The following is a 10,526-nucleotide window of genomic DNA, read 5'->3' on the forward strand; positions in this document are numbered from 1 at the left end:
ATCTCAAAAAGTGGGTTATTCTTCCTCTTCTGCCTTCTCTTTGTAATCAGCAATGATTTTCTGAGCAATTTCGAATGGAACTTCCTCATAATGGTTAAATTCCCGATGGAAAGTTCCGCGACCCTGCGTCATGCTTCTGAGTGCACTTTGGTATTTATACATTTCTGCCAGCGGAACAGTGGCATTGATGATCTGAAAATGCCCATCAGAATCCATTCCGGCGATTTTACCCCTTCTGGAAGAAATATCACCCATCACATCGCCCATAAAATCTTCCGGCGCCTTCACCGTTAATTTGTAAACCGGCTCCAGGATGATCGGTTTCGATTCCAGAAAGGCCTTTTTAAAGGCAATGGAACCGGCCATTTTGAAAGCCATGTCACTTGAATCGACCGGGTGATGACTTCCATCATCAATGGTTGCCTGAACATCCACAACGGGGTATCCTGCCAGGACTCCCCGTTCCATCCGCTCTCTGATTCCTTTCTCAACAGACGGGATGAATTTACCGGGAACCACACCTCCGACGACTTCATCAATAAATGCAAATCCACTACCACGGGAAAGAGGTTCCAGACGGATCCAGACGTCTCCGTACTGTCCGCGTCCGCCCGATTGCTTCTTGTATTTACCCTGAACACGGGACTTGCCCTTGATGGTCTCCCGGTATGGGATGCGGGGATCCTCCTGATCAACCTCAACGCCGTATTTATCTTTCAGCCGCTTCAGAATGACATCAATGTGTGATTCACCCTGTCCTTCTATGATATGCTGCTGAAATTCAGTATCGAAGGTGATTTTGAAGGATGGATCCTCCTCATGCAGATGGTAAAGTCCGGCACTGATCCTGGTTTCATCATTTTTGGAGCGGGGCTTAATGGCTACCCGGACCATGGGATCAGGAAACTCGACAGGACGGATATGATACTCGGTTCCTTTTACAGAGAGTGTATCATTGGTATGGGTGTTTTTCAGTTTGACCACGGCACCAATATCACCGGCATAAACCTTGGTGACGTCGATCCGTTTGTTTCCATTCAGCAGATAAATCTGATTAATCCGTTCTTCCTGATGGGATTCTGCATTGACCAGGTCCATACCCGGATCTATATGTCCGGAGTAAACTCTGAAAATGGACATTTCACCGAGGTGAGGTTCACTGGATGTTTTAAACACAAAGGCAATGGGTGTGCCATTTACATCTGGTTGTATCTGATGGTCCTTCATGCTGTCAGTGACATAGGCATGCTCTGGTCCGCGTTCAACCGGAGAAGGAAATAAATTCACGATGATATCCAGGAAGCGCTCCGTTCCGACCGACAGTTCGGGTGAACAACAGAAGACCGGAAAGAACGTACGGGCAACCAATGCATGTTGAATGCCGTTCCGGAGTTCATCTTCGGTCAGCGTTCCGTTTTCAAAAAACCGGTTCATGAGTTCTTCATCGGTTTCCGCAATGGTTTCAACCAGTTCGGTATGATATTGCTCGGCCCGGGCAATGAACCGCTCGGGAATATCAGAAACGGTCATATTCTGCTTTTTACCGTGCTCAAAAGTCAGCTGCTTCATCATCAGACAGTCGATGATGGTTTTGTGCCCGATGCCCTGATCAACAGGAAATTGAATCGGAACCACATAGTGGCCATAGTAGTCCTTCAGCTTCGCGAGAACCCGGTCAAAATCTGCGTTGTCCCGATCCAGTTTGGTGATCAGAAAAGCAGTGGGTTTGTATTTCGTCAGAGCAAAGTCCCACACATGTTCGGTTCCGACTTCGATTCCTCCAACGGCATTTATGGTGATAACAACTGTATCGGCAACCCGCATGGCACTTTTAACGTCACCAACAAAATCCAGATAACCCGGCGTGTCGATCAGATTGATTTTCACATCCCTCCACATCCCATGAATCAGACCGAGATTGATCGAAATCTTCTTATCAATTTCATCCTGATGATAGTCCGAAATGGTATTTCCCTGATTAACGGAACCCATTTTCTGGGTAATTCCGAGTGAAAAAGCTACCGATTCCGTCATGGTGGTTTTTCCGGAATCACTATGTCCCACTAGGGCCACATTCCGGATTGCGGAGGGATTGGACACATTCATAACGCTACCTCGATCCGATGGTTAAAAAGTTGCTTGCGATTTCTTTACGCTGTCTGAAACGTTGATGAGCCAGATCGATCAGAGATTCAATCAGATCATCATATGAGAGTCCGGTGGCGACCCACATTTTCGGATACATACTGATCGGTGTAAATCCCGGAATCGTATTCACTTCATTGAGATAGATGGCCCCGGTTTCCCGGTCAATGAAGAAATCAATTCTGGCCATGCCTTCCAAATTTAATACGGCGAAGGCTTTTTTTGCACAATCCGATATTTTTCTAATCATTTCCTCAGAAAGGTCAGCAGGAATCACCGACTGGCTTTTCCCTGCATGGTACTTATCCTGATAGTCATAGAAGTCGGCACCCGGAATGATTTCACCGGGAACCGACACCCGTGCGCTGATATTCCCCATCACCGAAATTTCGATTTCCCTTACATTCAGGCCTTGTTCAATCAGAACCCGGTCATCATATTTCAGGGCCGTTTCTATGGCAAGGGACAAATCCTTTTCAGCTTTGACTTTCGTGATACCGATGCTGGATCCGGCATTGGCGGGCTTTACAAACCAGGGGGAAGGAAGCTTCCCGGGTATCCTCTTCAGAATTCCCGAGGGGTCAGCTTCCCATTCCATTCTGTAGAAACTCAGGTATGGGACGACCGGGACCCCATTAAATTCGAGAAGACTTTTGGTTATCACTTTATCCATGGCCATGGAACTGCCGAGTACACCGGCCCCGATGTATGGGACACCGATCATTTCAAACAGACCCTGAATCGTTCCATCCTCGCCGTAGGTTCCGTGAAGCAGCGGAAAGACTGTATCCACATGTTGTCTGATCCAGTCGAAGAGGGGTTCTCTCACCTCGGGTACCGATACCTTCCGGAGGCAATCCGGATCCAGTTTCAGGGAACTGTCCCCGGGCAGCATCCAGGTTCCTTCCAGAGAAATATAAAGTGGAACCACCCGATGATGCCGGCCAGTAAATCCTCTGATAAAACTGTTCGCCGATGTGATGGATACGGTATGTTCGGCGGACCTTCCTCCGAATACCAATAGCAGGTTTTTCATAACACTCCGTTAAAACCGATAGGTCAGCCGGATGGTCAGGGTTTCTCTCTGGGGATTAAAACGGGGCTCGGCTGAACCGGGTACTGAACCAGTCTGCAAAGTAGTTAAAATTTCGAGATTTTTTATCTGCCATAAAAAGAATAATTCCGTCCGATCCGGTTCACTGAATTCAAAAAAGGTACGCAGAAACCGTGGTCTGAGCAGGTTTTGTCCATTCTCATATACCTGCCGGGTTTTCGAAAACCCAAAACTGACATCCTTAAGAGGCAAGGGTGTGATTTCATATCTGATTTTAGCCGTCCCCTGTATCGGGTGAAATGACCACCACAGATCCCCCATCTGGTAACTGGTGGGTTTGATGACCGTGGGGAGATTCCGTATTTCCGTGTAGGATTTGGGAAGGTTCATCCTGAAAACCACATTCGATCTGGCGGGTTCGCCCCAATTAAACCGGGGTTTTTCTGTTGAATCAGGTAGTAAAGAGAAGGTCTGTCCCCTGACAGGGACTATATAAAGGATCAGGAGGGCAGCTAACAGCCCGGATCGTCTCAGGAAGGAGGATAGTAAGATTGAATCTTTGAAACCAACCATGACAGCGTTTCTTTATCTGTTGCCTGGTCAGCAGAAAGGAAAGGGTTGGATTTAAGTGGTAATCCAGTGTACAGACAAGTTAACTGATCACCGGCTTCTTCCTGAATTTTATCCTGTATCAAATGACGGGAATCATCATACGGAAGACCGGACAGGATCAGAAAGGTGCGGTAGGATTCTCCTCTGGGCTTCAGAAGGGATTCGTAGATCTCATGGGTGGATTTAACGCCAGGAAGAATTTTATTCTGGCAATCATCGAGAAACTGGGCAGCATTGTTGGTCTTCATGTGACGGAAATACATAATTCCGTTCAGCCGGCCATACCTGGAAAGCCCCTTATCCAGCATTTGAGTAATACCGGAAGCTGTCCTTTCCGGAGGATCAACGGCAATTCCATCGCCATTTGATTTCCGGATCTGTTTCACGAATTCCTGCTCCCATTTACCATCAGCCGATTTAACAGCCACAATAAATTTGGAACCTCTGTCAAGAAGAGCCGATACCACATCCCAGGAAAACCCGAGCGGTGCTCCGTCAATCAGGAATACCGGTTTCGAGATCAGACTCATGCTCAGGCGGTCGCCTCAACCGGTTTATTATGCTTGATCGCATCAAGAAGTCTTTCAGCATCGGCCAGCAGAACTTCTGCTTTCTCTCTGGCATCAGCAATCAGTGCTTCCCCTTTGGCTTTGCCTTCGTTATAAACCGATGGTTCCGGATGATCCTCACCCGGATAGTCCGATTCGATAAACTCGTTCAGGCGGGATGCAATATCATGACGGACAGACCGGCCACTTTTTGGTGCAAGCAGCACACCAGCAACTATTCCGGCCACACCCCCGACAACCAGACCCCAGAAAAGGCCCTTGCCAAAACCGCTTTCCATTTGTTACCTCCATAAAGATTGAGGTGAATTGTTTAGACCGCCGGTAACCCGGCACTGGAGTTCCACACCTGATTCTGACTATCCGGAAAGAATGCCCCTGACGGGTGGCTTTGTCTGGTAGAGAGGACAACAAAACCAAAGTCTGGAATGCCTGACTATTTAAAAACAGTCAATGACTTAATAATAGCTCATATAGCAATTATGTCAAGCAATAACCAACAAAACGGAAAGAACGCGCCAATAAAGTGACAGATATCACAAACATGACACCTCTTTTACCGACACGCCCACGTATCACACCAAAAAGGAATCCGGATGGTGGTGATGACCACATCACCCCTGCCACCCGGTTACTTAACAATTATTTCTTTTTATGACGGTTTTTCCGAAGTCTTTTTTTACGTTTATGGGTGGCAATTTTATGTCTTTTTCTTTTCCTACCGCATGGCACTGGGAAGGTCTCCTTATCGTTATTGGTTAATTAGTTTGGGTTTTTATTAAACTTTTCATTTCAGCGGCCCGGATCCCAGCCTGAGAGACAGGATCGGCCTTTCGGGCTGTTTCAAAATACATCAGAGCCTGATCCGGGCGCCCGATCTGCAGGTTCAGTATTCCCAGGTTCAGATTGGCGACCTGATGAGTCGGATTTCGTTCTAGCACCCGCTTCAGTTCAGTCACCGCCTGCATCACCTCTCCAGCTTCCATCAGAGCCGTGGCATAATCCACTCTGGCATTCGCCTGATCGGGAAACCGGTTCAGAAACGACCGGTAATACGGTACTGCCATTTTCTTGATTCCGGCATCAAACCAGATATTGGCTATCCGGAGCGCCAGTCCTGCATCGGTTGAATCAGTTTGCCAGGCCTTTTCCAACCAGGCAGCAGCCAAAGCGGGCTGACCCAGGTGATTCAGGGAATCGGCAATACGACTGGCATATTCAAACTTTTCTGTTTTTGCATTCAGGGCCTGGAAATGCATCGTTTCACGCGACAAATCCGGCGCGGTCTGCACAGCCTCAGCAACCGGTTCCCCGCTGACCTGTGAATGGGAACTGTGATCATGAACCGTCATCGAGGTCAGAACCACACCCGCCAGCACTCCGGCAATCACCAGCAACAGGATGCCCGACGGCCAGGAAGATGGAAACGCCAGCTCACGTGAGGCAGACCCGGCTTGTCCTTCCTCATGGGAAATGGATTCCCGTCCGCAGCCGGAGCAACGGTCCGATTCCGGTAAACGGGGCTGCCCGCATTCCACACAAATCAGACGAGTCATTCGAGTGAGTACTTTCCGCCAATTTGTTTTTTAAATTCCCTGGTGAAATTTAAAACAGGTACTTTTTTAGCAGGAACCATGACCACTTCATTCCGGTATGGATTTCTGGCTGGTTTTCCCTTTCTGTCTTCGAGCCGGAAAGTGCCAAATCCCCTGATTTCAATGGTATGATCCTGGTCGAGGTGATCCAGAACCGCACGGAACAGGTTATTCACCACTGCATCGGCCACATCACGTTCGACCCCGCTGCCGCGAACCACGTCTCTGATCAGATCCGATTTGGTTATTTTCATGGCAGCATCCGGTATTGAATCAGGGGTTTATCGGCGGTTAACCGGTTTACCAGGGTCCGCGCTGCTGGTTCTTCGGCTCCCAACAGCCAGTCAATAAAACTTTCTCTGGGCCGTTTACGAACCACTTCAGGGGTCCCCTCAATTCCAGCAAGGCCGGCTGCCAGACGGACCGCACTATCATAACTTCCCAAGGTATCCACCAGGCCGAGCTTGTAAGCCTGACGCCCGGTATAAATCTTTCCTTCGGCCACAGACCTGACTTCACTCTCGGGCAATTTCCTTCCGGAAGAAACAGCCTCAACAAATTGCTGATAGGCATCATCAATCACAGACCTGAAATAGTCCAGATCCTGGTCGGTCGATTTTCTGAACGGGTTTCCGGAATCTTTAAAATCACCCGACTTAACGGTTACCATCCCCACCCCGACTTTGTCCATCAGATCCTTGACCTGTGGATACTGCATAATGACCCCGATCGAACCAGTGATGGTTCCCGGATTTGCCACAATCAGCGAACAGGCCGCCGCCACATAATATCCCCCCGATGCAGCCACACTGCCCATGGAAGCTATCACCGGCTTTCCATTCTGCATGCAGGAACGAACTGCATCGTGTATTTCCTGACTAACCGCCACCCCTCCGCCGGGGGAATCAATCCGGATGAGCACTGCACCAATACCAGGAGCGTCTTTAAAGTGATTGATTTGTTCGACTGCCTCACGTGAATCGAGCAGGTCGCCAGTCAGTTCCACCTCACCAATCTTGTTCCCAAATGATGGATCAGACGTCCACTCATCCTCACCAATGGCCGTCGGATCTATATTTGCCAGTGCAAAAATGACAAGCACGACCAGCAGGAAGATTCCTCCCCCGAAGATCAGTCCGATAATTGCAAGCGGTGAAAGACGGTTCTGGCTCATTTAAAATTTTAGAAAAAAGAGTGGCAAAGGTAAAAGGCTGATTATTGATAATCAACAATATAACGACTTTAAGATGACTCCTTTCCTATTAGTGATTACCTTTGCAACCAAATCAACAGCTATGAACCAACCCAAAAAAATCGAGAAAACAGGCGAGAATGAACTAACCATTACCTGGCAGGATGGCAGTTTACATCATCTCCCGTTTAAAAAACTGAGAGACCTGTGTCCCTGTGCCACCTGCAGCGGCGAAACCGTTTTATTGAAAACTTCCAAACCGTCAAAGGTTTTTCTGGATACCCCTGGCCGGTATACTCTTTCCGGAATTGATCCGGTGGGAAACTATGCAGTCACCTTTCGCTGGGGTGACGGGCACCAGACAGGTATCTACAGCTGGGACTTTCTCTACCTGATGGGAAAAACACCCACCGGACATCACCACTAAGCCATGCCCGGGTTTTCACTTCCTCCCCACCCTGCCCTTACCGGCCTGATCAGGATCATGGAAAAAGCTGCGGAACGGATCCGGCACTGGGAGCACCTGCGCGACCGGGGCGAATTGGATATCGGTCTGAAAAATCAGAACGACCTGGTCACCGCAGCCGATCGAGAAAGTGAATCGGTGATCAGGGACTATCTGGAATCCACTTTCCCATCTGTTCCCTTTCTTGGAGAGGAAACCGGTTGGAGCCAGTCCCTATCCGGCTCTGAATACTGGGTTTTGGATCCTTTGGATGGAACCACCAATTTTTCACATGGATTTCCTCAATATTCCATCAGCCTGGCCCTGATCAGAGAGGGTCAGCCAGTTCTCGGCGTCATTCATGAAGTGGTCAGAAATGACTGGTTTTATGCCATAAGCGGGGAGGGTGCCTGGAAAAACGGAAAAACCATCCACGTTTCAGAACGTCCTGTAAGTGAATCCCTGTTCGCAACCGGATTTCCCTATAGGGATTTTTCTCACCAGAACCGGTTTTTTCAGACACTGGATACGGTCATCAGGAGCAGTCACGGTGTGAGAAGAGCCGGTTCAGCGGCCTCCGATCTGGCATACACTGCCTCAGGAGTTTTTGGGGGGTTTTGGGAATACGGACTCAAACCGTGGGATGTGGCAGCCGGAATTCTGCTGGTCAGGGAAGCAGGAGGGATGGTGGTCGATTATGGTGGCGGCGAAGGGATGTTGCAGTCGGGTAATATTATTGCAGGATCTCCGCATACCTGCCGGTTTCTGCTTGAAACCATCCGGCAGGCCTACGAAGGTCATCCCACTGACTGATTATTTGTCGTTCAGAATAATCGGCAATCCGGTCTTATCGCCCAGAATCACAAATTTGGAATTTGAAGACTTGCTCAGCTCATTAACGGCTTCCAGCGCTTTCCATTTGAGCAGGTTCTGATCAATTCCCCGCCTGATGGTTTCCTGATAGTTGGCAATACCTTTTGCTTCAATCTTTTTCCGTTCAGCTTCCTGTTCTTCTTTCTGAAGCACAAAACGCATACGCTCTGCCTCCTGCTCGGCAGCCAGTTTGTTATTGATCGCCTCTTCGACCTGTTTCGGGAGAGTAATTCTGCGGAGCAGAACACTTTCAATAATAATTCCTTTCGGATTCAGACTGGATTCCAACTCTTTGAAAATGGCGCCGGCAATCAGTTCCCGGCCACTTGTGTACAGATCCTTGGCTTCATAATTCACGGTCGCACTCCGAATGGCCGAACGAAACGTGGTGGTCACAAGAATATCTTTATACCCTTCACCGGTTTTCTGATAGATTTCACCGGCATAACCAGGCTCCAGTTTAAACAGGAGGGAAATTTCCAGGTTGATGCTCAGACCTTCCTTTGAAGGAACATCGGCGTTCTCAAAGGCCTCCTGAGTACGGACCGTCATGGTTTTGACATCCATCAACGGGTTGATAAAATGAAGTCCTTCCCCGATGGTGGTCGAATCAACGGCCCCAAACAGGATTCTGACTCCGACATTACCAGCCGGAACGATCACTGTGGAGGCAGCCAGAATGGCTCCGATGACAATCAGCCCGGAAACCAGCCTCAGTTGAAATTTATATTTGAACAATTGCTCACTCATCAACCAAACCACCACCGCCAGTACGAGTCCAACCAATACGATACCCATTATTGTCTTTTCCTTTCTGTTTTTTGCCTGTCGAACTTAATAATGCAGGATCCTTCCTAAAAATTCCTTTTCAGGGAACTTCAACATCGCCCACCACCAGCTCGGCCAGTATGGGGCGGATGAATTCAGTCACCACTTTCTGATGATCGGGATGTACCTGATAGGCCTGAAGATCGTTTCTGGTCAGAAAAGTACTGACCAGCAGATGGGAAAATCCGGCGGACCGTTCAGAAAAATTCTCCCCGGCACTGATCATTTTTAAGGAGGGAACCTTCCCCTGCAGCCCATTCAATGCATCCACAGCCAGTCGGATTTTAGCCGCGGGAGAATCGGGTTTCCATTTGAAAAGAACAGTATGGTATATCATCTCATCATCCTTCTATTATATAATGTGTCGTTTCATCTTCAACAAAAGGCAGGCTGCCTTCGCGATCAGTTTAAATTGGTCTCGCCCGATCGGAGTCGCTGAAAAAAGGACTTCAGCAGGGTTTCCGATTCACTTTCTCTGATTCCCCCAATAACCGGGACCTGATGGTTGAAGCGTTTATCCTGCAACAAATGATGCAAGGTGGAGGCACATCCCCATTTCAAATCCATTGCACCGAACACCACCTGTTTCAGCCGCGCATGAAGAATGGCGCCGGAACACATGGGACAGGGCTCGAGGGTGGTATAGAGGACAGCCGATTCCAGACGCTTGGTTCCGAGTGAGGAGGCGGCAGCGGAAATCGCAAGTATTTCTGCATGCGCTGTGGGATCGGAGAGTTGTTCGACCTGATTGCGGCCTTTGGCAACGATGGAGGATTCAATTACCAGAACAGCACCAACCGGTACTTCGCCGGCATCGAAGGCCTTTTCCGCCTCCCTCAGGGCCGCATCCATATAATAGGTATGTCCGAGCATGAAGATTCCGGTTAAATGGCCGCAATTATCGCCAATTTTCCTGTTTTTCAGAAAAGCAGATCCAAAATTCGGACAATGAACTCCGACTTATCCACAAAAACGACAACTTTTCCACATTTCTTTCACAAATCGACATGAGCTATTGATTCAAAGTCTGATCGGACGGATTCTTGTAACCCCTGCAGCTATTCAGGCTATTATTTTCAAGGGTGGAAGAAATTTTTTTCAAGACTTATTTCATCTCCTCTTGACAATAAAAAATCTTTGAAATAACTTTGCAGTCCCTTCACGAAAAGGCTCTTGAGTTGGAGACGACGGAGAGAGCCGGAGCGAGGGTGGGTTC

General features: G+C 48.6%; 13 protein-coding genes. 2 read left to right on the forward strand and 11 right to left on the reverse strand.

The genetic code is table 11. The annotated features are described in order from the left end of the window. Positions 1-15: 15 nt before the first annotated feature. From fusA to sppA, 8 genes are all read right to left on the reverse strand, one after another. Entirely contained in the window at positions 16-2,106 is a 2,091-nt protein-coding gene (gene fusA, locus HUU10_10430) for an elongation factor G (GenBank protein ID NUQ82016.1), read from the reverse strand. A gap of 4 nt (positions 2,107-2,110) precedes the next feature. Further along, a complete protein-coding gene (locus HUU10_10435) occupies positions 2,111-3,181 on the reverse strand; it encodes a D-alanine--D-alanine ligase (GenBank protein NUQ82017.1) in 1,071 nt (356 codons plus the stop codon). A 9-nt stretch (positions 3,182-3,190) separates the two neighbouring features. Continuing rightward, the gene (locus HUU10_10440) at positions 3,191-3,589 is read right to left on the reverse strand and encodes a hypothetical protein (protein NUQ82018.1); all 399 of its coding nucleotides are present in this window, start codon (positions 3,587-3,589) and stop codon (positions 3,191-3,193) included. A 140-nt stretch (positions 3,590-3,729) separates the two neighbouring features. After that, positions 3,730-4,341: a hypothetical protein gene (locus tag HUU10_10445; GenBank protein NUQ82019.1), complete on the reverse strand. Its 612-nt coding sequence runs from the start codon at positions 4,339-4,341 to the stop codon at positions 3,730-3,732. A gap of 2 nt (positions 4,342-4,343) precedes the next feature. Continuing rightward, a complete protein-coding gene (locus tag HUU10_10450; protein NUQ82020.1) occupies positions 4,344-4,658 on the reverse strand; it encodes a YtxH domain-containing protein in 315 nt (104 codons plus the stop codon). 477 nt (positions 4,659-5,135) lie between these two features. Beyond that, positions 5,136-5,933 (reverse strand): tetratricopeptide repeat protein, encoded by a 798-nt coding sequence (locus HUU10_10455; protein ID NUQ82021.1) that lies wholly within the window; start codon positions 5,931-5,933, stop codon positions 5,136-5,138. Beyond that, positions 5,930-6,226: an HU family DNA-binding protein gene (locus HUU10_10460; GenBank protein ID NUQ82022.1), complete on the reverse strand. Its 297-nt coding sequence runs from the start codon at positions 6,224-6,226 to the stop codon at positions 5,930-5,932. Before HUU10_10460 ends, HUU10_10455 begins: the two co-directional genes overlap by 4 nt. After that, positions 6,223-7,146, reverse strand: coding sequence for a signal peptide peptidase SppA (sppA, locus tag HUU10_10465; GenBank protein ID NUQ82023.1), 924 nt, complete (start codon positions 7,144-7,146; stop codon positions 6,223-6,225). Before sppA ends, HUU10_10460 begins: the two co-directional genes overlap by 4 nt. A gap of 121 nt (positions 7,147-7,267) precedes the next feature. Here sppA and HUU10_10470 point away from each other — a divergent pair, with 121 nt between their 5' ends. Next, entirely contained in the window at positions 7,268-7,591 is a 324-nt protein-coding gene (locus HUU10_10470) for a DUF971 domain-containing protein (protein NUQ82024.1), read from the forward strand. A gap of 57 nt (positions 7,592-7,648) precedes the next feature. After that, on the forward strand, positions 7,649-8,422 hold the full coding sequence (locus tag HUU10_10475) for an inositol monophosphatase (GenBank protein NUQ82025.1): 774 nt from the start codon (positions 7,649-7,651) through the stop codon (positions 8,420-8,422). Here HUU10_10475 and HUU10_10480 read toward each other — a convergent pair whose 3' ends face one another. From HUU10_10480 to HUU10_10490, 3 genes are all read right to left on the reverse strand, one after another. Next, entirely contained in the window at positions 8,423-9,280 is an 858-nt protein-coding gene (locus tag HUU10_10480) for a prohibitin family protein (protein NUQ82026.1), read from the reverse strand. It lies immediately after the preceding gene. 70 nt (positions 9,281-9,350) lie between these two features. Further along, positions 9,351-9,647 carry a Dabb family protein gene (locus tag HUU10_10485; protein ID NUQ82027.1) on the reverse strand — a complete coding sequence of 99 codons (297 nt, stop codon included), beginning with the start codon at positions 9,645-9,647 and terminating at the stop codon, positions 9,351-9,353. 65 nt (positions 9,648-9,712) lie between these two features. Next, positions 9,713-10,162, reverse strand: a complete 450-nt coding sequence (locus HUU10_10490; protein NUQ82028.1) for a nucleoside deaminase — start codon at positions 10,160-10,162, stop codon at positions 9,713-9,715. Positions 10,163-10,526 lie beyond the last annotated feature (364 nt).

The sequence above is a fragment of the Bacteroidota bacterium genome, assembly GCA_013360915.1.
Classification (GTDB): domain Bacteria; phylum Bacteroidota; class JABWAT01; order JABWAT01; family JABWAT01; genus JABWAT01.